The sequence below is a fragment of the Burkholderia sp. Ac-20353 genome, from assembly GCF_017104785.1.
Taxonomy (GTDB): domain Bacteria; phylum Pseudomonadota; class Gammaproteobacteria; order Burkholderiales; family Burkholderiaceae; genus Burkholderia.
In genome coordinates this window covers 1-23,581 of the sequence record NZ_JAAGPL010000064.1, presented here as the reverse complement: position 1 = coordinate 23,581, position 23,581 = coordinate 1, and the positions used below count along the sequence as shown (strand labels likewise).

Genomic DNA, 23,581 nt, shown 5'->3' with positions numbered 1-23,581 from the left:
GTCAGATGTCGTCGAATGCCGCCCGCAGCGCCGCAACCGCGTCCGCATGCGCGGCCCGCACTTCGGGAACGTAGCCGCCCATCTTGAAGAACTCGTGAATCATTCCCGGGTAGCAGGTCAGCGTGACCGGAACACCCGCCGCGCGCAGCTTGCCCGCATACGCGACGCCTTCGTCGCTCAGCGGATCGTACTCGGCGGTCGCGATCCACGCGGGCGCGATGCCCGCGAACGACGGCGCGCCGCGCGTGCCGTCGAGCGGCGCGAAACGCCAGTCGTCGCGATCGGCCGGTTCGCGCAGGTATTGCGAGAAGAACCACTGGATCGTGTCCTGCGACAGCAGGAAGCCGTTCGCGAGCCGCGCATGCGATTCGGTCTGCTGGTGGCCGGTCGCGCCCGGGTAGATCAGCAGCTGGAGCGCGACGCGAAGGCCCGCGTCGCGCGCGAGCACCGCGCAGACGGTCGCGAGCGTACCGCCCGCGCTGTCACCGCCGACCGCGAGCCGCGCCGCGTCGACGCCGAACGCATGCGCCTCTCGATGCAGCCAGCGCAGCGCGTCGTCCGCATCGTTCACGGCGGTCGGAAACTTGTGCTCGGGCGCGAGCCGGTAGTCGACCGACAGCACCGCGCATTGCGCGTCGCGTGCGAACATCCGGCACAGCGCATCGTGCGTGTCGACGCTGCCGACCGTGAAGCCGCCGCCGTGATAGTAGACGAGCGCCGGCAGCGGCTCGGCCAGGCTCGGCTCGATCGGCAGATACAGGCGCGCGCCGATCGAGCGGCCATCGCGCGTCGGCACGACGCAATCCTCGACCGTATGCATCGGCGCGGGCACCACGTCGAGGATCGGCGCGCTCCTCTCGTAGGCGGCGCGCGCCTGCTGCGGCGTCTGGTGGTGGTAGGACGGACGTTTCGCGCGCTCGACCATGTCGAGTATCTGGGCGATCTTCGGATTCAGCGGCATCGGAAATAACGGGCGCCTGCACGGCGCCGCTCACGGACAAGCGTCACATGATGCCATGCCCGCGTCAGACGAGCTGCACGAGCTGCTTGCCGAAGTTGTGGCCCTTCAGCATCCCGACGAACGCTTCGGGCGCACGCTCGAGCCTGTACGCGATCGATACGCGGTAGTGCAGCTGCTTCGTCGCGACGAGCTCGGTCAGCTCCGCGAGCGCGGGCGCATACGATCGCGCGCCGCAAACGAGAACGGCCCTGCCGTACAGGCAGAGCCGCGTATTGCGACCTTACACGTCGCTCGGGCCGGGATGCGCGTCCGGCGCGGTGCGGGTGCGTTGCCGCTTGATGTCGCGGCCCACCGCGAGCCGCCGCATGTACTTGAACGTGCCGAGCGCCTTCGCGACGAAATGGCCGTCGCTGTCACGCACCTCGCCTTCGCAGTACGCCATCGTCGTCGAGCGGTGCATCACGCGCCCGTAGGCGCGCAGTTCGCCGCGGCCCGGCTGCATGAAGTTCACCTTCATCTCGACCGTGACGACGCCGACACCGTCATCGGTCAGGCTGCGCGCGGCCATCGCGAGCGCGACGTCCGCTAGCGTCATCGTCACGCCGCCGTGCGCGATGCTCCACGTGTTCATGTGACGCTCGTCGAGCAGCAGCGCGATCTCGCTCTTGCCGTCCTTCGCTGACACGAGCTGCACGCCGAGCATGTCGACGAACGGGCTCTCGATCGACGGGCCATCGGCCTGTTGTGCTGCGTCGCTCATCGTGCGTCGTCGACCAGATAGTCGATGCACTGGCGCTCTTCGCGCACGGCCGCGACGAACTTCTTCACTTCCTCGTGGACGGGGTGCACCTGGTAAGCGTCGAGCGCGGCCTTGTCCGCGAAGTCGGACACCAGCACGACGTCGTAGGTGGCTTCGAGGCCCGGCGTCGCGACGCCCACGTCGAGATGCAGGATGCCCGGCACGATGTCGCGGCAGGCGTCGAGCTTTTCCTTCAGCTTCAGTGCGTTCTGCGCACGCGTCGCGCCTTCGGCCGATTCCTTCAGCTTCCACATGACAATATGTCTGATCACTTCGTTTGCTCCTTTCGTGATGGTTCGCCATTTTGGCTGCAAACCTTGCCGGCCGGGATTTTCCCTGCAGTTGTGCATTCGCCGGCGTTCGTCCGCTCTCGTCGATCTCGACGCCCGGCCGAAGCAAAAGCGGGTATCGAAGCGATTTCGCGCCGCACGTCCAGCGACGATACCCTCCTTTTCACGACGCCGCCTTCGGCGTCGAGATGCGTGCACGCGACGGCAGGCGCCAAGCCTACCAAACTTGCAGGTTCCGATGGGCTGTATTGCGAAGCTCGACCGGGCGTTACCCGTCTTCGGCGTTCAATTGCCGTCGCGTTGCGCGTGCTGGCAATCCGGCACAAGCTGGTCACCGAAGCCGAAGACGACCGCGAGGAACGGAACGGGGCAGCCCGATCGCGCCGAGGATCACGATCGCGCTCCACTGCTCGCCGGAGCTGCGAATGACGACGCGATCAGCCATCCATCAGATGTCCACTGGAACCGAAGTTGCGAACCGCCGCACCTCACCCCGCCACAACCCGGTTCCGCCCTTCCCGCTTCGCCTGATAGAGCCGCTCGTCGACCGCGCGCAGCAACGCATCGACCGTGCTGCCGTCGATCCCGTATTGCGCAACGCCGACGCTGACCGTCACTTGTACGCGCTTGAAATCGAGCCCGAACGGCGAACTCGCGATCGACGAGCGCACGCGTTCGGCCGTCATCCGTGCCCCCTCGAGCGGCATCTCGGGCAACAGCGCCATGAACTCCTCGCCGCCAACCCGCGCGAGCCCACCCGCCGGCCGGATCGCCTCGAGACACTGCCGCACGACGCCGCGCAGTACCTCGTCGCCGATCTGGTGCCCGTATGCGTCGTTGATGTTCTTGAAGTTGTCGAGGTCGAGCGCGAGCAGGCAGAACGGCGTGCCGTCGCGCTCCGCGCGCTGGATCTCGCGCTCGACCTGCGCGATGAACTGACGGCGGTTCGACGCGCCCGTCAGCGGATCGGTCGCAGCGAGGTATTCGAGCTTCTGGTTGGTGCGGCGCAATTCCTGCAGCGCGCTCTCGGAGCGCGCCATCGATTCCGCGAGGCGGCTCATCAGGTCTTCCTGGCTGTAGATCGCCGAAAACGAACGGGTGGTCTGCAGCGCTTGCACGACGCCGTAGCTGAGCAGGAAGAAGCCGCCCGCGAAGATCGCATGCGCGAGCCACCACATGTGGTTCCACGGCTTGCCGAGGATGAATGCGAGCGACGACAGCGCGAACGCCATGATCGACATCCCGTAGATCACCATCAGCGGCGAGCGGATGCGCCGCGCGAGCAGCACGCCGACGTTGAGCAGCGAAAACACCAGCGCGCCGCCTTCCATCGACAGCCGCGTACCGAGCGCGCCGGCCACCGGCGAATAGGCGATATACGCGACCGCAGCGTCGACCACCATGAAGAACGCGATCCACGGCAGCCAGATGCGCAGGCTCGTGCGCTTGTCGACGCGATCGGACGGCCGCGAATACGACATCAGGCCGACCAGCAGCAGGATCGCCATCACGAGCCGCGATGCTGGCCCGTACAGCAGGAACAGCCAGATGTTGTGATGCGCCATGCCGGTGAACATGCCGTGCAGCGCATAGATCATCGCGAAACCGAGGAAGCCGAGCGTCAGCCAGCGCAACAGCGGCTCGCCGGACGAGCGGTAGCAGACCCACGTCACATAGGTGACAAATGCGCCCTCGAGCGTCGCCGCGGCGATCGCGAGTTCATGAAACACATGACTCTCGTATGTCAGGCGTGGATCGCCGAAGAACCACAGATAGGCAATCAGATAGGCTGGCAGCAACGCGAAGCCGACCAGCAGGCATTTCGCGTAGATTTTGGCGACGGCGCTGACGGCGCGCGGCGGTTCGCCGGCTGAGAAAGTCGTGGTCACTTCGGCCCCCGATCGATCCGTTGCATGGTTCGAATGCGGGGGACGTCCGATCACGATGCGCCGCCCGCTCCAGATGCCGGGCACGTATCGCGGCTGTCGGCGCGACGCGCGACGCGCGATCCGGCCCGTTCTGCCGAAAGACAAATGCCAGAGCCTAGTATAGGTGGGGCGATTCGTTTGACAAGTAAGGGGAAACAGCATCGTCGGGGCGATACCGATTGATTCGCGATCGTATCGGATCGCGCAATGGCGCACATTGCGACGCTGCTGCGCCGGGCTCCGCTCGTTGCGGCCGCCGGCGCGAATTTGACGATCTGGACGACGTGGACGACCGAGACGATTCGGACTGTGTGGCTGGCGTCGCCGCGACGCCCGCCAGCCACGCACAGGTCAGACGATTTCGAACAGGCCGGCTGCACCCTGCCCGCCGCCGATGCACATCGTCACGACCGCGTATTTCACGCCGCGCCGCTTGCCTTCGATCAGCGCGTGGCCCGTCAGGCGCGCACCCGACACGCCGTACGGATGCCCGACCGCGATCGCGCCGCCGTTCACGTTCAGCCGGTCTTCAGGAATCCCCAGCTTGTCGCGGCAGTACAGCACCTGCACCGCGAACGCTTCGTTCAGCTCCCACAGGCCGATGTCCTCGACCTTCAGGCCGGCCTGCTTCAGCAGCTTCGGCACCGCGAACACGGGGCCGATGCCCATTTCGTCCGGCTCGCAGCCGGCGACCGCAAAGCCGCGGAATACGCCGAGCGGCTGCAGGCCTTCCTTCTGCGCGGTGTCGGCGCTCATCACGACGCATGCCGCCGCGCCGTCGGAAAACTGGCTCGCGTTGCCCGCGGTGATCACGCCGCCCGGCACTGCCGAGCGGATCTTCGAGACGCCTTCGAGCGTCGTATCCGGCCGGATCCCTTCGTCGGCCGTGACCGTCACGTCCTTCGTGTAGAGCCGCCCCGTTGCCTTGTCGGCAACGCCGGCACGCACGGTGATCGGTACGATCTCGTCGGCAAAGCGCCCTTCGGCCTGCGCGGCCGCCGCCCTCAGCTGCGACTGCACGCCGTACTCGTCCTGCCGTTCCTTCGAGATCCCGTAGCGCTTCGCGACGTTCTCCGCGGTCTGCAGCATGTTCCAATAGATCTCGGGCTTGTGCTCGAGCAGCCACCCTTCAAACACCATGTGGCGGTTCATCTCGTTCTGCACGCACGAGATCGACTCGACGCCGCCCGCGACGTACACGTCGCCTTCACCTGCGATGATCCGCTGCGCGGCCAGCGCGATCGTCTGCAGTCCGGACGAGCAGAAACGGTTCACCGTCATGCCCGGCACGCTCACGGGCAGCCCTGCACGCAGCGCGATCTGCCGCGCGATGTTGCCGCCCGTCGCGCCCTCCGGGTTCGCACAGCCCATGATCACGTCCTCGACGCGCGCGGGATCGAGCTTCGCGCGCTCGAGCGCGGCGGCGACTGCGTGGCCGCCGAGCGTCGCGCCATGCGTCATGTTGAAGGAGCCACGCCACGATTTCGCGAGCGGCGTGCGCGCGGTCGATACGATTACGGCTTCGGTCATCTAAGTTCTCCTGTCGATCGGATCGCGTGCCTGGCCGCTGATCCTGTCCGATGCAAAGATTCCTGCTTCCTGGATTGAATGAATGCGCTACGCCGCGGGGCGTGCGCCGGCCGCCGTGACTCGCGCCACGCCCGCCGCCTGCAGTTGTTGCCATGCGTTCGCGAGCGAACCGTTCAGGTCGATCGCGCGGCACGCGTCGTCGATCACGGCCGCTTCGAAGCCCGCCGCGCGCGCATCGAGTGCCGACCACGCGACGCAGTAGTCGGTCGCGAGCCCGCAGCACCACACGCGCTTCGCGCCGAGTTCGCGGAGGTAGCCGGCGAGGCCCGTGCGTGTCGTGCGATCGGCCTCGACGAACGCCGAGTAGCTGTCGACCTGCGCGTCGCCGCCCTTGCGGATCACGAGGCGCGCGTGCGGGATGTCGAGGTCGCGATGCAGCGCGGCGCCGTCGGTGTCCTGCACGCAGTGCACGGGCCACAGCACCTGCTCGCCGTACGGCAGCGCGAGCGTCGAGAACGGCTCGCGCCCCGGATGGTTCGCCGCGAACGACACGTGGTCGCGCGGATGCCAGTCCTGCGTCAGCACGACCTGATCGAAGCGCGCGGCGAGCGCGTTGACGACCGGCACGACCGCATCGCCGTCCGGCACCGCGAGCGCGCCACCCGGCATGAAGTCGTACTGCACGTCGATCACGAGCAGCACGTCGTCGGTACGTTTCATCGCGTGTCTCCTGTGTCGGCCTGAGTTAGCGCTTTAGCGCTTACTCAGGCCCCATGCTTCGCGGTCCCACACAACGCTGTCGCACGGACCGCACGGTCAACCGTTGAACCCGCGCCCTTCCTTCGCGAGTTCGGCGATCGACGGCGCGAGCTGCCAAGCGTCGCCATTCGCCGCGGCCGCGTAACGGCGGATTGCCCGCTCGACGTTGTAGAGCCCGACCGTGTCCGCATACAGCATCGGGCCACCACGCCACAGCGGGAAGCCGTAGCCGGTCAGGTACACCATGTCGATGTCGGACGCCTTCGACGCGATCTTTTCCTCGAGGATCTTCGCGCCTTCGTTGGCGAGCGCGAACACGAGCCGCTCGACGATCTCGTCGTCGCCGATCTTGCGCCGCTCGACGCCGCGCTCGTTCGAATACGCGACGACCATCTCGTCGACGAGCGCCGACGGCTTCGCCTTGCGATCGCCCGGCACGTAGTCGTACCAGCCCGCGCCGGTCTTCTGGCCGAAGCGGCCCAGTTCACACAGGCGATCGGCGATCTTCGAGTAATTGAGATCGGGCTTCTCGACATAGCGGCGCTTGCGGATCGCCCAGCCGATGTCGTTGCCGGCGAGGTCGCTCATCCGGAACGGGCCCATCGCGAAACCGAACTTCTCGATCGCACGGTCGACCTGCGCGGGCAGCGCGCCTTCCTCGAGCATGAACAGCGCCTGGCGGATGTACTGCTCGATCATCCGGTTGCCGATGAAGCCGTCGCACACGCCCGACACCACCGCCGTCTTCCGGATCTTCTTCGCGAGCGCCATCACGGTCGCGAGCACGTCCTTCGCGGTTGCCTCGCCACGGACGACTTCGAGCAGCTTCATCACGTTCGCCGGGCTGAAGAAGTGCATGCCGACGACGTCCTGCGGACGCTTCGTGAACGCGGCGATCCGGTTCACGTCGAGCGTCGACGTGTTCGATGCGAGGATCGCGCCCGGCTTCGCGACTTCGTCGAGCTTGCCGAACACCTGCTCCTTCACGCCGAGTTCCTCGAACACGGCCTCGATGATCAGGTCGGCGTCCTTCAGGTCGTCGTAGGACAGCGTCGGCGTGATCAGCGCCATGCGCGCATCGAGCTTCTCCTGCGTGAGCTTGCCCTTCTTCACCTGCGCGTCGTAGTTCTTGCGGATCGTCGCGAGCCCGCGATCGAGCGCGTCCTGCTTCGTTTCGAGCAGCGTGACGGGCAGCCCCGCGTTCACGAAGTTCATCGCGATGCCGCCGCCCATCGTGCCCGCGCCGATCACCGCGACACGGCGGATCTCGCGCACCGGCGTATCGGCCGGCACGTCCGGGATCTTGCTCGCCGCGCGCTCGCCGAAGAACGCGTGCCGCAGCGCGCGGCTTTCCGGCGTCATGATCAGCGCGAGAAAACCGTCGCGCTCCGCGACGAGGCCCTTGTCGAAGCCGTTGAGCACGCCCGCTTCGATCGCATCGATGCACTTGTGCGGCGCCGGAAAATTCGGCGCGGCGGCCTGCGCGGAATTGCGCGCGAACTGGATGAAGCCCGCGGCGTTCTCGTGGACGATCTCGCGGTCGCGCACGCGCGGGTGCGGGCCCGCCTGCGCGCCGGCCTTGTGCGCGAACGCGACGGCCGCGTCGAGCAGCTCGCCTTCGGCCATCTCGTCGAACAGCCCGCTCTTCGCGAGCTGCTCGGACGGCACCGGCGCGCCGGACACGATCATGTTCAACGCGGTCTCGAGCCCGACCGCGCGCGGCAGCCGCTGCGTGCCGCCCGCACCCGGCAACAGGCCGAGCTTCACCTCGGGCAGCGCGATCTGCGCGCCGGGAGCCGCGATCCGGTAGTGTGCGCCGAGCGCAAGCTCGAGCCCGCCACCCATCGCGACGCTGTGAATCGCCGCGACGACCGGCTTCGCGCTCGCTTCCACCGCACGGATCACGGTGTGCAGCGTCGGCTCCTGCAGCGCTTTCGGCGTATTGAATTCGGTGATGTCGGCGCCGCCCGAGAACGCGCGGCCCGCGCCCGTCAGCACGATCGCGGTGATCGCCGGGTCCTGCGTGGCGCGATCGAGCCCTTCCAGGATGCCAGCCCGGGTCGACAGGCCAAGCCCGTTGACGGGCGGATTGTCGAGCGTGATGACGGCCACGCCGTCGCGAGTCGAATAATTCACTGCCATCTGCCTGCCTCCATGCATCGCGCGCCGGGGTGGCTGCGCTTCATTGTGCGCGGTCGAACGGCCGCTTGTCCAAGACGAACGGAGGCAGCATACAACGAAAAAGCACGGTCGTTCAATTTGATTTTTCGTGCGATCCGGGGACGGATCCGTGCATCCCGGAGCGGGCGACCGACGATCGCCGGTCGCCCAACAACCGCTAACAGGTCGCCGTCGGCAGCGCGTAATCGCGGAACATCTCGCGCAGCTTCAGCTTCTGCAGTTTCCCGGTCGCCGTATGCGGCAGCGAGTCGACGAACACGACGTCATCGGGTATCCACCATTTCGCAACCTTGCCGTCATAGAACGCGAGCATCTCGTCGCGGCTCACTTCCGCGCCCGCGCGCTTGACGACGACGAGCAGCGGCCGCTCGGTCCACTTCGGATGCGCGCACGCGATGCACGCGGCTTCGGCGACGGCCGGATGCGCGATCGCGACGTTCTCGATATCGATCGAGCTGATCCACTCGCCGCCGGACTTGATCACGTCCTTGCTGCGGTCGGTGATCTGCAGGAAGCCGTCCGGATCGATCGTCGCGACGTCGCCGGTCGGGAACCAGCCGTCGGCGAGCGGCGACGCGTCGCTCCGGAAGTAGCGGTCGATCACCCACGGGCCGCGCACCTGCAACTCGCCGAACGCGACGCCGTCCCACGGCAGCTCGCGGCCGTCCTCGCCGACGATCCGCATGTCGACGCCGAAGATCACGCGCCCCTGTTTCTCGAGCAGCTGGCGCTGCGCATCGAGCGGACGCTGCGACTGCGCCCAGTTCAGCTTCGCGAGCGTGCCGAGCGGCGACAGCTCGGTCATCCCCCACGCATGAATCACGCGCACGTCGTATTCGTCCTCGAACGTGCGCAGCATCGCGGGCGGACACGCGGAGCCGCCGATCACCGTGCGGTTCAGCGTCGAGAAGCGCACGCCCGCTTCGCGCATGTAGTTGATCAGGCCGAGCCAGACCGTCGGCACGCCCGCGGAAAACGTCACGCGCTCCGCTTCGATCAGCTCGTACAGCGACTTGCCGTCGAGATCCTTGCCGGGCAGCACGAGTTTGCCGCCTGTGAGCGGCACTGAGTACGGCAGGCCCCACGCGTTCACATGGAACATCGGCACGACGGGCAGCACCGCGTCCATCGCCGACAGGTTCATCGCATCCGGCAGCGCGGCGCCGTACGCGTGCAGCACGGTCGACCGATGCGAATACAGCACGCCCTTCGGATTGCCGGTCGTGCCCGACGTGTAGCAGAGCCCCGACGCCTGCTGCTCGTCGAGTCGCGGCCAGTCGTAGCGGCCGTCCTCGGCATCGACGAGCGACTCGTAGCACAGGAACGGCGTCGCGCCGGACGGCAGGTGCGCGGCGTCGGTCATCGCGATCCAGCCCTTCACGTTCGGGCATTGCGGCGCGATCGCGTCGACGAGCGGCGCGAAATTGAGGTCGAAGAACACGTAGCGATCGTCCGCGTGATTGACGATGTACGCGATCTGTTCGGGGAAGAGGCGCGGATTGATCGTGTGGCAGATGGCGCCCATCCCGCTGATCCCGTAATACGCCTCGAGATGCCGGTAGCCGTTCCACGCGAGCGTGCCGATGCGCTCGCCCGCGTCGACGCCGAGCCGCGCGAGCGCCTGTGCGAGCTGCTTCGCGCGCCGTTCGCAATCGCGATACGTGTAGCGGTGCAGATCGCCCTCGATCCGCTTCGACACGATCTCGACATCGCCCGCGTGCCGCGCGGCATGCGTGATCAACGAGGACACCAGGAGCGGCATGTCCATCATCTGGCCCAGCAACGGCTTACCCATCGTCTTGTTCTCCGTGAAGGTGCGAATCGGTGTACAGCCTCGAGCCGGCGCAGGCCCGCTTGCGGCGTGAGCGGGGTTCCGCGCGCGGTGCATGCGGCGCCATGCGGGCGGCGCAGCGCCGCCTTACAATATCGGCTTACCCAGAGGCGCTCAACATGTCGTTTTCCCGAAGCGCAGCCACCTCGGCTGACACCCTCCCCGACCTCGCCGCCACGCTCGGCGCGCCCGCCGACGGCGCGTTCGTGCAGCTCGGCGCCGCGTTTCATACGCGCTTGCCGGCCGCGCCGCTGCCGGCGCCGTACGTGGTCGGTTTCTCCGACGAAGTCGCGACGCTGCTCGGACTGCCGGCGTCGCTCGTCGATCACCCGGAATTCGCCGCGCTGTTCGCCGGCAATCCGACCCGCGACTGGCCCGCGGACGCGATGTCGTACGCATCGGTCTACTCGGGCCACCAGTTCGGCGTATGGGCCGGCCAGCTCGGCGACGGCCGCGCGCTGACGATCGGCGAACTCGCCGGCACCGACGGCCGCCGCTACGAGCTGCAGTTGAAGGGCAGCGGCCGCACACCCTACTCGCGGATGGGCGACGGGCGCGCGGTGCTGCGCTCGTCGATCCGCGAGTACCTGTGCTCCGAGGCGATGCATCACCTCGGCATCCCGACCACGCGCGCACTCGCCGTGATCGGCTCCGACCAGCCGGTGATCCGCGAGGAGATCGAGACGTCGGCGGTCGTCACGCGCGTGTCCGAGAGCTTCGTGCGCTTCGGCCACTTCGAGCACTTCTTCTCGAACGACCGCCCCGACCTGCTGCGCGCGCTCGCCGATCACGTGATCGACCGCTTCTATCCGGCCTGCCGCGAAGCCGACGATCCGTACCTCGCGCTGCTCGAGGCGGCGACGCTGCGCACTGCCGATCTCGTCGCGCAATGGCAGGCGGTCGGCTTCTGCCACGGCGTGATGAATACCGACAACATGTCGATCCTCGGCGTGACGATCGACTACGGCCCGTTCGGCTTCGTCGACGCGTTCGACGCGAACCACATTTGCAACCATTCGGATACGCACGGCCGCTACGCGTACCGGATGCAGCCGCGCATCGCGCACTGGAACTGCTATTGCCTCGCGCAGGCGCTGCTGCCGCTGATCGGGCTGCAGCACGGCATCGCCGACGACGACGCGCGCGCCGAACGTGCGGTCGACGACGCGCAAGCCGCGCTCGCGAAGTTTCCGGAACGCTTCGGCCCCGCGCTCGAACGCGCGATGCGCGCGAAGCTCGGCCTCGAACTCGAGCGCGACGACGACGCGGCGCTCGCGAACCGGCTGCTCGAGGTCATGCATGCGAGCCATGCGGACTTCACGCTGACGTTCCGTCACCTGTCGCAGTTGTCGAAGCACGATGCGAGCCGCGACGCGCCGGTGCGCGACCTGTTCATCGACCGCGATGCGTTCGACGCGTGGGCGAACCTCTACCGCGCGCGCCTGTCCGAGGAAACACGCGACGATGCCGCGCGCGCCGCCGCGATGAATCGCGTGAACCCGAAATACGTGCTGCGCAACCATCTGGCCGAGGTCGCGATCCGGCACGCGAAGGAAAAGGACTTTTCCGAAGTCGAACGCCTCGCGCAGGTGCTGCGCCGGCCGTTCGACGAACAACCCGAATACGCGTCGTATGCCGCGCTTCCGCCCGACTGGGCCGGCTCGCTCGAAGTGAGCTGCTCGTCGTGACGGCCGCGCACCGACCGATCCCTCAGGAGAAACCCGACATGTCCCACGATTCCGACGACAAGTCCTACCCGTACGAAAAAGACGAAGCCGAGCTGCGCCGCCGGCTCACGCCGATGCAGTACGAAGTCACGCAGCACGCGGCGACCGAGCGTGCGTTCACCGGCGCCTATACGGACACCGAAGACTCCGGCATCTACAAGTGCGTCGTCTGCAGCACCCCGCTGTTCGAATCCGGCGCGAAGTTCCACTCCGGCTGCGGCTGGCCCAGCTACTTCAAGCCGATCAACGGCGAGGTCATCGACGAGAAGATCGACTACACGCACGGGATGGTGCGTGTCGAAGTCCGCTGCAATCACTGCGGCGCGCATCTCGGCCACGTGTTCGAGGACGGCCCGCGCGACCAGACCGGTTTGCGGTACTGCATCAATTCGGCTGCGTTAAACTTCGAGTCCCGACCCGAACACGAATAAGCGGCGCCCGGGCGCGAATCGGCCGGCCGCCCCGACGGGGCGACCCCGGTTCGCGGCGGCGCGCTGGCGGGTCCCTACAACGGTGAAAGGCCGCACAAGTCATATCAGCGGCCTTTCACGCAGCTGCGAGCACCATGAAATTCCTGTTCGATCTGTTTCCGATCATCCTGTTTTTCGCCGCCTTCAAGGTCTGGGGCATCTTCACCGCCACCGCCGTCGCGATCGTCGCGACGCTCGCCCAGGTTGCCTGGGTCGCGTTTCGCCACCGCAAGGTCGACACCATGCTGTGGGTCAGCCTCGGCGTGATCGTCGTGTTCGGCGGCGCCACCCTCGTCCTGCATGACGAGAAATTCATTCAATGGAAACCGACTGTGCTGTACTGGCTGTTTGCAACTGGCCTGTTCGCCGCGCGCTATGCGTTCGGCAACAACCTGATCGAAAAGATGATGGGCAAGCAGCTCACGCTGCCGCATCCCGTCTGGGACAAGCTCAACGTCGCGTGGGCACTGTTCTTCGCCGTGCTCGGTGTCGCCAACCTGTACGTCGTGCACAACTTCACCGAATCGCAATGGGTGAACTTCAAGCTGTTCGGCACGACGGGCGCGATGGTCGTATTCATCATCCTGCAGAGCCTGTGGCTCGCGAAATACCTGAAGGACGAGTGACATGACGGACGCCTTCCTCCACGCGTCGCCCGATGCGCGCATCGCGCTGATCGAGGCACGCCTCGCCGCCGCGCTCGCGCCCGTGTCGCTCGCGGTGCGCGACGACAGCGCGCAGCACGCGGGCCACGCCGGCGCGGCCGCCGGCGGCCACTACACGGTCACGATCGTGTCTGCCGCGTTCGCCGGCAAGCCGCGCGTCGCGCGGCACCGGCTGGTGTATGATGCGCTCGCCGATGCGATGCAGCGTGGCATTCATGCGCTCGCGATCGTGGCGTACACGCCCGAAGAATTCAACGCATCTTCAAACCAGTCGTCTCATTAGGAATTCCCGATGATCCTGAAATCCCCCCGCCTGTGGGCCGCAGCGGCCGCTCTCGCAGCGGCGCCGGCATTCGCCCAGAACATCGCCGTCGTCAACGGCACGCCGATTCCGAAATCGCGCGCCGACGCCATGGTTGCCCAACTGGTCCAGCAAGGCCAGGCCGACAGCCCGCAACTGCAGCAGGCCGTGCGCCAGGAACTCGTGAACCGCGAAATCCTGATGCAGGAAGCGATCCGTCGCGGCATCCCGAACCGTCCGGACGTGAAGGCGCAGATCGCCGTCGCTCAGCAGACCGTCGTGCTGCGCTCGATGATCGAGGATTTCCTGAAGACGAACCAGCCGACCGACGCCGACGTGAAGGCGCGCTACGACCAGCTCGTGTCGGGCGTGTCGAACCGCGAATACCACCTGCACCACATCCTCGTCGACAACGAGCAGCAGGCGAAGGACCTGATCGCGAAGATCAAGGGCGGCGCGAAGTTCGAGGATCTCGCGAAGCAGTACTCGAAGGATCCGGGCTCGGGCAAGAACGGCGGCGACCTCGACTGGTCCGATCCGAAGGCGTACGTGCCGGAATTCGCGGCGGCCGCGCAGAAGCTGCAGAAAGGCCAGATGACCGACGAGCCGGTGAAGACCCAGTTCGGCTGGCACATCATCCGCGTCGACGACATCCGCAACACCGCACCGCCGCCGCTCGACCAGGTCAAGGCGCAAATCGCACAGCAACTGGTGCAGCAGAAGCTGCAGGCGTTCGAGGAAGGCCTGCGCCAGAAGGCGAAAGTGCAGTAACGCGAACCGCGTTCGCATATGCAAAGGCCGCTCACCTGAGCGGCCTTTTTCATTGCGGCTGAGCGTCGCTTACGCGACGTGGAATGCGTCGTGGTAGCGGACCGTGCCCGACGGCCGCGGCGCCGCCGCGTCGAACGACAGCGCCAGCAGATACTCGGCCGGCACGCCCGGAAACTCGATGTCGCCGGTCAACGCGAAACCGAAGCGCGTGTAGTACGCAGGCTCGCCGAGCAGCACGCAGCCGCGCGCGCCGAGCCGGCGCAGCGCATCGAGGCCCGTGCGCACGAGCCCCGCGCCGATGCTCTGGCGCCGGCAGTCGGGCAGCACCGCGAGCGGCGCGAGCCCGTACCAGCCTTCGCTCGCCGCGCCGATCGTCACCGGCGAAAACGCGACGTGACCGACGATGCGCCCGTCGCGCTCCGCGACCAGCGACACGCTCAGCGCACCGTCCGCGCGCAGCACATCGACGATGTGCCGCTCGAACTGCCCGCCCCGCGGCTCGCCCGCAAACGCGGCGACGATCACGCGGGCAATCGCGTCGGCGTCGCCTTTGCGCTCGTCGCGCAGCGTGACGACGTCGGCCGACGCAGGCGGGTCGAACATCATCCCGTCAGCCGATCCAGCGGCGTGCGTTGCGGAACACGCGCAGCCACGGGCTCGCCTCGCCCCAGCCTTCCGGGTGCCAGCTCATCGTAACCGTGCGGTGCACGCGCTCCATGTGCGGCATCAGCACCGAGAAGCGGCCGTCGGCGGTCGTCACCGACGTGATGCCGGCCGGCGACCCGTTCGGGTTGAACGGATAGCCCTCGGTCGCGTTGCCGCGATGGTCGACAAAGCGCATCGCGACCGCGACGTTGTTGATGTCGCCCTGCTGCGAGAAGTCCGCATAGCCTTCGCCGTGCGCGACCGCGACCGGAATCCGCGAGCCTTCCATGCCCGCGAAGAAGATCGACGGCGACTGCTGCACCTCGACGAACGAGAAGCGCGCCTCGAACTGTTCGGACTTGTTGCGCGTGAACTTCGGCCACGCTTCGGCGCCCGGGATCATCGATGCGAGGCTCGACAGCATCTGGCAGCCGTTGCAGATGCCGAGCGCGAACGTGTCCTGCCGCGCGAAGAATGCCGAGAACATGTCGGACAGGTTCGCGTTGAAGCGGACCGTCTTCGCCCAGCCTTCGCCCGCGCCCAGCACGTCGCCGTACGAGAAGCCGCCGCACGCGACCGCGCCCGCGAAGTCCGCGAGCGTCGCGCGGCCGGCCAGCAGGTCGCTCATGTGCACGTCGTGCGCATCGAAGCCCGCGCGATCGAACGCGTATGCGGTTTCGAGATGCGAGTTCACGCCCTGCTCGCGCAGGATCGCGACGCGCGGACGCGCGCCCGTCGCAATGAACGGCGCGGCAATGTCGTCGGCCGGATCGAACGTCAGCACCGGCGTGATGCCCGGGTCGGCCGCGTCGAGCAGTGCGTCGTATTCGGCATCCGCGCAGGCCGGGTTGTCGCGCAGCCGCGCGATGCGCCAGCTCACCTCGCCCCATGCGCGATGCAGTTCGGCACGCGGCGCGTCGAAAATCTTCTTCGCGTCGCGGTACACCTCGATCACGTCGCGCTCGTTGACCGTACCGATCACGTGCGAGCATGCCGACAGGCCGAACTCGCGCAGCGCGCCGAGCACCGTGTCGCGCTCTGCCGCGCGCACCTGCACGACGGCGCCGAGTTCCTCCGAGAACAGCGCGCGCAGCGTGCGGTCTTCGCGGCGGCCGCTCGTCTGCTTCGCCCAGTCCTTCGCGTCGCCGTAATCGGATTCGTGATTCTCGTCGAGCGTCAGCATGTCGACGTTCAGTGACACGCCTGCGTGCCCCGCGAACGCCATTTCGCAGACCGTCGCCCACAGGCCGCCGTCCGAGCGGTCGTGGTACGCGAGTAGCTTGCCTTGCGCATTCAGCGACTGGATCGCGTTGAAGAAGCGCTTCAGGTCTTCCGGATCGTCGACGTCCGGCGTCTCGTTGCCGACCTGCTGCGTGACCTGCGCGAAGATGCTGCCGGCCATCCGGTTCTTGCCGCGGCCGAGGTCGATCGCGATCAGCACGCTGTCGCCCGCGTCGGCGACGCGCTGCAGTTGCGGCGTCAGGTGACGGCGCACGTCCTCGACCGGCGCGAACGCGGAGATGATCAGCGACACCGGCGAAACCACTTCCTTCGCGACGCCCTGCTCGTCCCACTTCGTCTTCATCGACAGCGAATCCTTGCCGACCGGAATGCCGATGCCGAGCGCCGGGCACAGTTCCATGCCGATCGCCTTCACCGTGTCGAACAGCGCGGCGTCTTCGCCGGCGGTGCCGCACGCGGCCATCCAGTTCGCGGACAGCTTCAGCTTGTCGAGCGACGCGATCGGCGCGCTCGCGATGTTGGTGATCGCCTCGCCGACCGACATGCGGCCCGATGCGGGTGCGTCGATCACCGCGAGCGGCGTGCGCTCGGCCATCGTCATCGCTTCGCCCTTGAAGCCCGCGTAGTCGAGCGCCGTCACCGCGCAGTCGGCCACCGGCACCTGCCACGGGCCGACCATCTGGTCGCGCACCGACGTGCCGCCGACCGAACGGTCGCCGATCGTGATCAGGAACGACTTGCTCGCGACCGTCGGGTGCTTCAGCACGTCGACCGCCACCTGCGCGAGCGCGATGCCCGTCACGTCGACCGGCGCACGCTCGGTGCTCACGCGCGTGACGTCGCGGTGCATGCGCGGCGGCTTGCCGAGCAGCACTTCCATCGGCATGTCGACCGGATATTCGTCGACGCCGGTCGCCTCGTCGTCGACGAGCTGCAGCTGGCGCTCGTCGGTCGCGACGCCGACCACCGAGAACGGGCAGCGCTCGCGCGCGCAGATCGCCTCGAAGCGCGGCAGGTCGGCCGGCGCGATCGCCAGCACGTAGCGCTCCTGCGCTTCGTTCGACCAGATCTCGCGCGGCGACAGGCCCGACTCCTCGAGCGCGACCTTGCGCAGCTCGAAGCGCGCACCCTTGCCCGCGCCGTCGACGATCTCGGGGAACGCGTTCGACAGGCCGCCCGCGCCGACGTCGTGAATGCTCAGGATCGGGTTCTGGTCGCCGAGCTGCCAGCAGCCGTTGATCACTTCCTGCGCACGGCGCTCGATTTCCGGGTTGCCGCGCTGCACCGAGTCGAAGTCGAGTTCGGCCGTGTTCGCGCCGGTCGCCATCGAGCTCGCCGCGCCGCCGCCCATGCCGATCCGCATGCCGGGGCCGCCGATCTGGATCAGCAGGGAACCTGCCGGCACGTCGTGCTTGTGCGTGTGCGCGTCGGAGATGTTGCCGAGGCCACCCGCGATCATGATCGGCTTGTGATAGCCGCGCACCTGGCCGCCGACGTTCTGCTCGTACACGCGGAAGTAGCCGCCGAGGTTCGGGCGGCCGAATTCGTTGTTGAACGCGGCGCCGCCGAGCGGGCCGTCGATCATGATCTGCAGCGGCGACGCGATGCGGTCCGGGCGGCCGTACGGGCCGTGCGGCTCGTTCGGGTTGCGTTCGCCGACCGGCTGCGCGGCGTCGCGCGCGTTTTCCCACGTCTGGCGCGCGTCGGGCAGGTCGAGGTTCGACACCGTGAAGCCCGTCAGGCCGGCCTTCGGCCGCGCGCCGCGGCCCGTCGCGCCTTCGTCGCGGATCTCGCCGCCCGCGCCGGTCGCCGCGCCCGGGAACGGCGAGATCGCCGTCGGGTGATTGTGCGTCTCGACCTTCATCAGCGTGTGCGTAAGCTCGGTGTGGCGGCCGTAGCGTTCACCGGGCTCACCGGCCGCGCCCGCGTTGCGCGGGAACCAGCGCTCGGCTTCGGCGCCCACCATGATCGACGAGTTGTCCGAATACGCGACGATCGTGCCTTGCGGGCTCAGCTTCTCGGTATTGCGGATCATCGCGAACAGCGACATGTCCTGCGCGTCGCCGTCGATCGTCCACTGTGCGTTGAAGATCTTGTGGCGGCAGTGCTCGCTGTTCGCCTGCGCGAACATCATCAGCTCGACGTCGGTCGGGTTGCGCTCGAGCTTGCGGAACGCGTCGACGAGGTAGTCGATCTCGTCGTCGGCAAGCGCGAGGCCCAGCTCGGCGTTCGCGCGCTCGAGCGCGCCGCGGCCCTGCGCGAGCACGTCGACGGTTGCGAGCGGCTTGGCCGGCAGTTCGTCGAACAGGTGCTTCGCGTCGTCGCGCGCGGCCACGACGCTGTCGGTCATCCGGTCGTGCAGCGCGGCCGCGACCGCGGCGCGCGCGTCGTCGGACAGCGCCTTCTTGCCGCCGAGCAGGCCCGACTTCAGCGTGACCGTGAATTCGATGCCGCGCTCGATGCGGCGCACGTGCGTGAGGCCGCAGTGCTGCGCGATGTCGGTCGCCTTGCTCGCCCACGGCGACACAGTGCCGAAGCGCGGCAGCACGACGAACGTTTCGGTGCTTCCCTTATCGGCCGCCGGCTCGAACGGCGCGCCATAGTGCATCAGCGCGTCGATGCGCGCGCTGTCGTCGGCCGACAGCGGCTCACTGGCGTTGACGAAGTGCAGGAACTGGCCGCGCACCGCGACGATGTTGGCGTCGATCTGCCTGAGCGTGTCGAGCAGACGGGTCTGACGGAAATCGGAAAGGGCCGAAGCGCCGGGAAAACACGAGAAGTGAGCCATGGGCTGGACTGACGTCGATGAGTCGCGCAAGGTGGCGACGTGGGGCGAAAGGTAGGGTAGCCCCCCTTCCTTACGGAAGAAGGGCCCCCTAAGAACCGTACGTGCGAGTTTCCCCGCATACGGCTCAAGCCTACAAGAGCAAAATCTGGCCTACGGCCAGACCGGCTTAGTTACTGCAATTTTACCGGCGTGCACCTGCCGATGACAGTCCGGATGTAGCAAAACCCGGTTGGAGAGAGAGTCCGATCCGCCATGCATCCGATATTCCAGATGATGATCGTGCCAACCCGTCTCGTCCGTCAGGGCACTGCCGCAATGCGCACAACAGCCGCTTTGTGACATGTACAGCGAGGCCCATTGCTTCCGATAGCGCATCGAATTCCACATACGCTCCTGCCGCAACTCTTCGCCGTACTGCTCCATCGTGGGATCGAAGGGATTGAAGTCCCCTCTCACCTTCTTGTGCCTTCTGATTTCCGTACCGCTGAGTTGGTACATCTCCAGAAGGCCCTTACTGCCGTCTTCGCGCACCGTGGGCGCCGCGAACACCCAATTACGGTTTCCGACCGTGTGAAAGTACTTCCTCTTCACCCAGTCTTTACCCTTGTTTGGATGCCGCCGTTTCGACCACCGCCAGAGCCTCCTGACCACGAGATGCTCCATGCGGGTGTACGCCTGCTTGGCAACTACGGGGCTGTGATACTGCGCCCATCCTCGTAGCATCGGGTTCAGCAGAAGGATCAAGCTCTCCTGCTTCGCCGCCTTGTTACCGCTGATTGTTTCCTCGACCTTGCGATAGAACGTCTTTACGTTCTTCTTGCTCGGTTTGATGAGCAGCGTTCCCGAGTACTTCCGGAAATTCCACCCAAGGAAATCGAAACCGTCGTTGATGTGGACGATCCGCGTCTTTTCCTCGGAAAGTTGCAGTCCTCGTTGTGCGAGGAAGGCTTCCACCCAAGGTCTGACATCGTTTTCTAGCACCTCTTGCGAAGTGCCGGTGATCACGAAGTCGTCGGCGTACCGCACCACTCTCACCTTCAGCTTCTTGGCTCGAACAATCCCGAACGTGGCATTCAGATGCCCCGCAAGTTCTCGTTCAAGCCCATTCAGCGTCACATTGGCCAACGTCGGGGAAATGATGCCTCCCTGTGGCGTACCGGCCTCAGTCGCCTGTAGCTGCCCTTCGTAAATCAGGCCAGCCTTCAACCACTTCCGGAGAATCCCCTTGTCCATTGGGACGTGGTTCACCAGCCAGTCATGGTTGATGTAGTCGAAGCAGCCTTTGATGTCTGCCTCCAGAACCCATTGGGCCGAAGCTTTCTGAGCCAAAGAGACAAACAACTGCGACATGGCGTCGGCCGTTGAGCGGTTGATCCGAAACCCATATGAGTTCGGGTCGCTCGTCGATTCCGACACCGGCTCCAGGGCCAGCAAGTACAAGGCTTGCATCGCCCTGTCCCGCATGGTCGGTATGCCCAGAGGGCGTAACTTCCCATTAGCCTTGGGGATAAAGACCCTCCGTAATGGCAGAGGCTTGTATCCGCGCCGCTTCAACCTGCCGACAGCTTCCCATCGGCTCTCAGGCGTGTCCCACAGTTCGCGATCGACTCCAGCCGTTCGCGCACCTTGGTTTTGCGTAACACGTCGTACCGCGTACAACTTCGCGGACAACGTGCGGGTCAGCATCCGTTGCAGGGCTTTCACCCTGCGCCAGTCACCTTCCCGCGTCGCCTTCGCAATTCGAATCTGCATCCCTCTCACGTTCCGTTCCACGCGGCGCCAATCAACGTCGTGCCAGTGGTTCGGCGCATGGGAAAGCGCAGACCCACCCTTACGGGTAGATACTTTCATGCTGCTCTCCTGCTCAAAGAAGTGAATCCCTTCGCGGAAAGCAACACGCCCCTTGCGGGAGCGTTTTGCTCCCACAAGGGAAAAGAACAACACTGATGGCTAAGAAACCACCAGCAATCACTATTTCAGCTTGAGGGTTAGTCAGCCGTCTTGCGACGGTAGACCAGACGGAAGTCTGCCCGCTTTCGCGTGGGGTGATGTCTCAACCCCTATCCGAGCCATTACAGCCCGGCATTCGCTTTTTCCGTCCTCCCATACCCGCACGGCCAACAACATCCCTTGCGGTCTGCCTGCCGAGCCAATGGCCCGGCAGCCATACGGGCTTACCACGTTCCCGGCGTGTCACACGACTGGTTTAGGTCCTGCCTCTTCCCCGGCGGTCCGATGACGACGTAACCCGAACCTTCAGCGGGTTATCCGACCGCGCACCTTTTGGTCGATGCCTAACAGCAGCTTTGGCACCACAATTATTACGAGGTTTATCAGCAGTTCACTTACGTTGACCCTGCCAGTCAGCCTAGCTCCTCGATCCGATTGCTGCTCCGAATCTCCACGTGGCGATCTCACGATCGCCACGCGCCCGATACATCCGGGGGCTTCATTGTCGGGAGAGCTTCACACCCCACCGTTACCAGTGACGCATGTCTCCCTAGGCTACTGCTGGTCGTACAACAGGTTCACTATCTCCCGACCACTGAGAGATTGAACAATGACACACCGAGCTTTCGCTCGTCTCAAGCTTCGAAACCCCAAGCCACGCATGTCTTGAGGAATTGCATACAACACCCCACCGAGTCGGCGGAGGTGAAGCCGCTGACTGGGCGGGTCCTGACGGTAATCAGGCCAATGCAATGCGATGTCCAGTTGAATGCAGCACACCGAACATCGCCTATGGCGACACCCGGAGTACCCAACCGGGTTCGCTTCGTTACCAATAAAAAGTACAGCGCTTGTGGGCAGTTGCACTCGGAAGCTCGCGCTTCTTCGTGATGCACCGCGGTGTACTTCTCGCAGCCGGTCAAGGTTTCCCCTCCAGACACTGCTAGTCGATGTCCCTTACGTTGGGACTACCCGGACACGAGCGTGCGTGTCGCACGAAGGCCGTAATTATACCCGGAAGTCCGCTGCCCAAGCCCCGTCCGGTCGGCACGCGCGCACGACGACGCCAGGCCGGCCGTTTTGCGCTCGCTTGGCGCTCGTTTTGCACTGTTTGGCGCTATCATTTGCGGTTCACCGGGCCGAGCGCGGCCCGTCACGCGAATCACCCATCGGGCGGCCGAGCCGCCGCCCGCCATCGAAGCAATCCATGGATGTCATCGTCATCGGCGGCGGAATCAGCGGCGTCGCCACCGCCTACCAGCTGCGCGCGGCCGGCCATCGCGTCTGCGTCGTCGAACGTCACGCAACCGTCGCGCAAGGCGCGACCTACGGCGATGGCGGCACGCTGCTGCCGAGCCCGCTCGACGTCTGGTTCGGGCCGACCTTCATGCGCCAGCGCCAGCCGCGCGACAGCGGCATCGTCTACAAGCCCGGGCTGAACGGCCAGGTGCGCCGCTTCGTGAAGCGTCTCGGCGCGTTGCGCGAGCCCGAAGCGTTCGCGGCCCAGTATGCGCGGCTGCGTCCGCTGATCGACGCGTCGCGCGACGCGCTCGCCGACATCGAAGCCCGCTTCGAACTCGAATTCGAACAGAAGGCCGGCGTGCTGCACGTCGTGCGCGACGCGCGCGACTGGGACGCCGCGCAACCCGCACTCGAACTGCTGCGCACGCTCGAGCTGCCGCACCGTACGCTGACGTCCGCCGAATGCGCGGCATACGAGCCGTCGGTGCCCGCCGAGCCGGAATTCGCCGGCGGCGTGCTGCTCGATACCGAGCGCACCGGGAACTGCCCGCTGTTCGCGAAGCTCGTCAAGCAGGTGCTCGACGAACACGACGTGCAGTTCCGCTTCGGCGCCGAAGTTGCCGCGATCCGCGTCGACTCGGGCCGCGCCGCGGTCGAGCTCGTCCCGCCGTCCGGCGACCGGCGCGCGCCGAACGCGCGCGAAGTCGACGTGATCTCGGCCGACGCGATCGTCGTCGCCGCGGGCGCCGGCAGCCTCGCGCTGCTCGAGCGGCTCGGCTTCCAGGTGCCGCTGCATCCGGTGCGCGTCCATACGCTGACCGCCCCGGTCGCTTACGAGGAGCATGCGCCGCACCTGACCGTCGTCGATTCGATCAAGCGGATCACGATGACGCGCACCCACCAGCGGCTGCGGGTCGGCGGCGGCGCGGTGCTGCAGAGCCTGCAGGACACCGCCCGGCCGCTCGCCGAACCGCTGTCGGAGACCGCGCTCGCGCTGCTCGGGCAGGCCGTCCACGACTGGGTGCCCGGCGCGGCGAAAATCTCGGCCGCGCTGTCGTGGCAAGGCACGCAACTGCTGTCGCCGGACGGCATGCCTGTCGTTGGTCCGACCCCGCATCCGCGCGTGTTCGTCAATTTCGGACACGGTCCCGCAGGCTGGGGGCTCGCGTGCGGGTCTGCTAAAGTGGTGGCGGATTACCTCGGCGGCGACGTGCAGCGCTGGCCCGCCGACACGCTCGCCGCACTGCGCACCGAGCGCTTCACGACCTGACCGGCCGCGCGGGCTTGCCTGGCGGCCCTCCTCCCCCGTCTCCCGCCGCCATGACCGTCACCCGCCCGCTTTCCGCCCCCGCCCCGATCGCGCTGTTGCGCGTCGCCGACTTGCGTGCCGCCGAAACCGCCGCGGCCGCGACGCTGCCGCCGCATGCGCTGATGGGCCGTGCAGGCGCCGCCGCCGCGCGCTGGCTGTCAGAGCGCGTCGCCGACGACGATCGCCCGGTGA

The 23,581-nt window shown here is 66.6% G+C and carries 17 protein-coding genes and 2 pseudogenes; 7 read left to right on the top strand and 12 right to left on the bottom strand.

What is annotated here, in order from left to right:
* Nucleotide 1: 1 nt before the first annotated feature.
* The 9 genes and pseudogenes from G3N94_RS19520 to G3N94_RS19485 all read right to left on the bottom strand — a co-directional run bounded on the left by G3N94_RS19520 (nt 2) and on the right by G3N94_RS19485 (nt 10,243).
* Nucleotides 2-961 (bottom strand): alpha/beta hydrolase, encoded by a 960-nt coding sequence (locus G3N94_RS19520; protein ID WP_205794223.1) that lies wholly within the window; start codon nt 959-961, stop codon nt 2-4.
* 64 nt (nt 962-1,025) lie between these two features.
* A pseudogene (locus G3N94_RS42500) lies at nt 1,026-1,172 on the bottom strand (NADP-dependent oxidoreductase); the annotation flags it as partial.
* A gap of 69 nt (nt 1,173-1,241) precedes the next feature.
* Nucleotides 1,242-1,721, bottom strand: coding sequence for a PaaI family thioesterase (locus tag G3N94_RS19515; protein WP_205794222.1), 480 nt, complete (start codon nt 1,719-1,721; stop codon nt 1,242-1,244).
* Nucleotides 1,718-2,032 (bottom strand): Dabb family protein, encoded by a 315-nt coding sequence (locus G3N94_RS19510; RefSeq protein WP_205794221.1) that lies wholly within the window; start codon nt 2,030-2,032, stop codon nt 1,718-1,720. The genes G3N94_RS19515 and G3N94_RS19510 overlap by 4 nt, the downstream gene beginning before the upstream one ends.
* Before the next feature lie 506 nt (nt 2,033-2,538).
* A complete protein-coding gene (locus G3N94_RS19505; protein WP_205794220.1) occupies nt 2,539-3,939 on the bottom strand; it encodes a sensor domain-containing diguanylate cyclase in 1,401 nt (466 codons plus the stop codon).
* A 390-nt stretch (nt 3,940-4,329) separates the two neighbouring features.
* Nucleotides 4,330-5,508 carry an acetyl-CoA C-acyltransferase gene (locus G3N94_RS19500; protein WP_205794219.1) on the bottom strand — a complete coding sequence of 393 codons (1,179 nt, stop codon included), beginning with the start codon at nt 5,506-5,508 and terminating at the stop codon, nt 4,330-4,332.
* A gap of 87 nt (nt 5,509-5,595) precedes the next feature.
* Nucleotides 5,596-6,228, bottom strand: a complete 633-nt coding sequence (gene pncA, locus G3N94_RS19495) for a bifunctional nicotinamidase/pyrazinamidase (RefSeq protein ID WP_205794218.1) — start codon at nt 6,226-6,228, stop codon at nt 5,596-5,598.
* Between the two features lie 96 nt (nt 6,229-6,324).
* Nucleotides 6,325-8,409: a 3-hydroxyacyl-CoA dehydrogenase NAD-binding domain-containing protein gene (locus G3N94_RS19490; protein ID WP_205794217.1), complete on the bottom strand. Its 2,085-nt coding sequence runs from the start codon at nt 8,407-8,409 to the stop codon at nt 6,325-6,327.
* A gap of 196 nt (nt 8,410-8,605) precedes the next feature.
* The gene (locus tag G3N94_RS19485; protein ID WP_205794216.1) at nt 8,606-10,243 is read right to left on the bottom strand and encodes a 3-(methylthio)propionyl-CoA ligase; all 1,638 of its coding nucleotides are present in this window, start codon (nt 10,241-10,243) and stop codon (nt 8,606-8,608) included.
* Between the two features lie 155 nt (nt 10,244-10,398).
* Between G3N94_RS19485 and G3N94_RS19480 the strand changes: the two genes are divergently transcribed.
* From G3N94_RS19480 to G3N94_RS19460, 5 genes are all read left to right on the top strand, one after another.
* Nucleotides 10,399-11,967, top strand: a complete 1,569-nt coding sequence (locus G3N94_RS19480; RefSeq protein ID WP_205794215.1) for a protein adenylyltransferase SelO — start codon at nt 10,399-10,401, stop codon at nt 11,965-11,967.
* 38 nt (nt 11,968-12,005) lie between these two features.
* Nucleotides 12,006-12,437, top strand: coding sequence for a peptide-methionine (R)-S-oxide reductase MsrB (gene msrB / locus G3N94_RS19475; protein ID WP_205794214.1), 432 nt, complete (start codon nt 12,006-12,008; stop codon nt 12,435-12,437).
* Between the two features lie 134 nt (nt 12,438-12,571).
* Nucleotides 12,572-13,102, top strand: coding sequence for a septation protein A (locus tag G3N94_RS19470; protein WP_205794213.1), 531 nt, complete (start codon nt 12,572-12,574; stop codon nt 13,100-13,102).
* A gap of 1 nt (nt 13,103) precedes the next feature.
* Nucleotides 13,104-13,424 (top strand): BolA family protein, encoded by a 321-nt coding sequence (locus G3N94_RS19465; RefSeq protein WP_205794212.1) that lies wholly within the window; start codon nt 13,104-13,106, stop codon nt 13,422-13,424.
* 9 nt (nt 13,425-13,433) lie between these two features.
* Nucleotides 13,434-14,213 carry a peptidylprolyl isomerase gene (locus G3N94_RS19460; protein ID WP_205794211.1) on the top strand — a complete coding sequence of 260 codons (780 nt, stop codon included), beginning with the start codon at nt 13,434-13,436 and terminating at the stop codon, nt 14,211-14,213.
* Between the two features lie 69 nt (nt 14,214-14,282).
* On the opposite strand, the gene G3N94_RS19455 is transcribed toward G3N94_RS19460, so the two are convergent.
* The 3 genes from G3N94_RS19455 to ltrA all read right to left on the bottom strand — a co-directional run bounded on the left by G3N94_RS19455 (nt 14,283) and on the right by ltrA (nt 20,739).
* Nucleotides 14,283-14,819: an N-acetyltransferase gene (locus tag G3N94_RS19455; protein WP_205794210.1), complete on the bottom strand. Its 537-nt coding sequence runs from the start codon at nt 14,817-14,819 to the stop codon at nt 14,283-14,285.
* A gap of 4 nt (nt 14,820-14,823) precedes the next feature.
* Nucleotides 14,824-18,888 (bottom strand): phosphoribosylformylglycinamidine synthase, encoded by a 4,065-nt coding sequence (gene purL, locus G3N94_RS19450; RefSeq protein WP_205794209.1) that lies wholly within the window; start codon nt 18,886-18,888, stop codon nt 14,824-14,826.
* A 150-nt stretch (nt 18,889-19,038) separates the two neighbouring features.
* Nucleotides 19,039-20,739 (bottom strand): group II intron reverse transcriptase/maturase, encoded by a 1,701-nt coding sequence (gene ltrA / locus G3N94_RS19445; protein WP_205794208.1) that lies wholly within the window; start codon nt 20,737-20,739, stop codon nt 19,039-19,041.
* 1,306 nt (nt 20,740-22,045) lie between these two features.
* Here ltrA and G3N94_RS19440 point away from each other — a divergent pair.
* On the top strand, nt 22,046-23,350 hold the full coding sequence (locus tag G3N94_RS19440) for an FAD-dependent oxidoreductase (protein WP_205794207.1): 1,305 nt from the start codon (nt 22,046-22,048) through the stop codon (nt 23,348-23,350).
* Between the two features lie 50 nt (nt 23,351-23,400).
* Nucleotides 23,401-23,581: pseudogene (locus G3N94_RS19435) on the top strand (bifunctional ADP-dependent NAD(P)H-hydrate dehydratase/NAD(P)H-hydrate epimerase); the annotation flags it as partial.

Excerpts from the sequence above, each read along its gene's own strand:
- G3N94_RS19480 (WP_205794215.1), top strand. The coding sequence starts at position 10,399 with ATGTCGTTTTCCCGAAGCGCAGCCACCTCGGCTGACACCCTCCCCGAC.
- pncA (WP_205794218.1), bottom strand. The coding sequence starts at position 6,228 with ATGAAACGTACCGACGACGTGCTGCTCGTGATCGACGTGCAGTACGAC.
- G3N94_RS19485 (WP_205794216.1), bottom strand. The coding sequence starts at position 10,243 with ATGGGTAAGCCGTTGCTGGGCCAGATGATGGACATGCCGCTCCTGGTG.
- G3N94_RS19460 (WP_205794211.1), top strand. The coding sequence starts at position 13,434 with ATGATCCTGAAATCCCCCCGCCTGTGGGCCGCAGCGGCCGCTCTCGCA.
- G3N94_RS19465 (WP_205794212.1), top strand. The coding sequence starts at position 13,104 with ATGACGGACGCCTTCCTCCACGCGTCGCCCGATGCGCGCATCGCGCTG.
- G3N94_RS19490 (WP_205794217.1), bottom strand. The coding sequence starts at position 8,409 with ATGGCAGTGAATTATTCGACTCGCGACGGCGTGGCCGTCATCACGCTC.
- G3N94_RS19455 (WP_205794210.1), bottom strand. The coding sequence starts at position 14,819 with ATGATGTTCGACCCGCCTGCGTCGGCCGACGTCGTCACGCTGCGCGAC.
- G3N94_RS19515 (WP_205794222.1), bottom strand. The coding sequence starts at position 1,721 with ATGAGCGACGCAGCACAACAGGCCGATGGCCCGTCGATCGAGAGCCCG.
- G3N94_RS19470 (WP_205794213.1), top strand. The coding sequence starts at position 12,572 with ATGAAATTCCTGTTCGATCTGTTTCCGATCATCCTGTTTTTCGCCGCC.
- G3N94_RS19520 (WP_205794223.1), bottom strand. The coding sequence starts at position 961 with ATGCCGCTGAATCCGAAGATCGCCCAGATACTCGACATGGTCGAGCGC.
- msrB (WP_205794214.1), top strand. The coding sequence starts at position 12,006 with ATGTCCCACGATTCCGACGACAAGTCCTACCCGTACGAAAAAGACGAA.
- purL (WP_205794209.1), bottom strand. The coding sequence starts at position 18,888 with ATGGCTCACTTCTCGTGTTTTCCCGGCGCTTCGGCCCTTTCCGATTTC.
- G3N94_RS19440 (WP_205794207.1), top strand. The coding sequence starts at position 22,046 with ATGGATGTCATCGTCATCGGCGGCGGAATCAGCGGCGTCGCCACCGCC.
- G3N94_RS19500 (WP_205794219.1), bottom strand. The coding sequence starts at position 5,508 with ATGACCGAAGCCGTAATCGTATCGACCGCGCGCACGCCGCTCGCGAAA.
- ltrA (WP_205794208.1), bottom strand. The coding sequence starts at position 20,739 with ATGAAAGTATCTACCCGTAAGGGTGGGTCTGCGCTTTCCCATGCGCCG.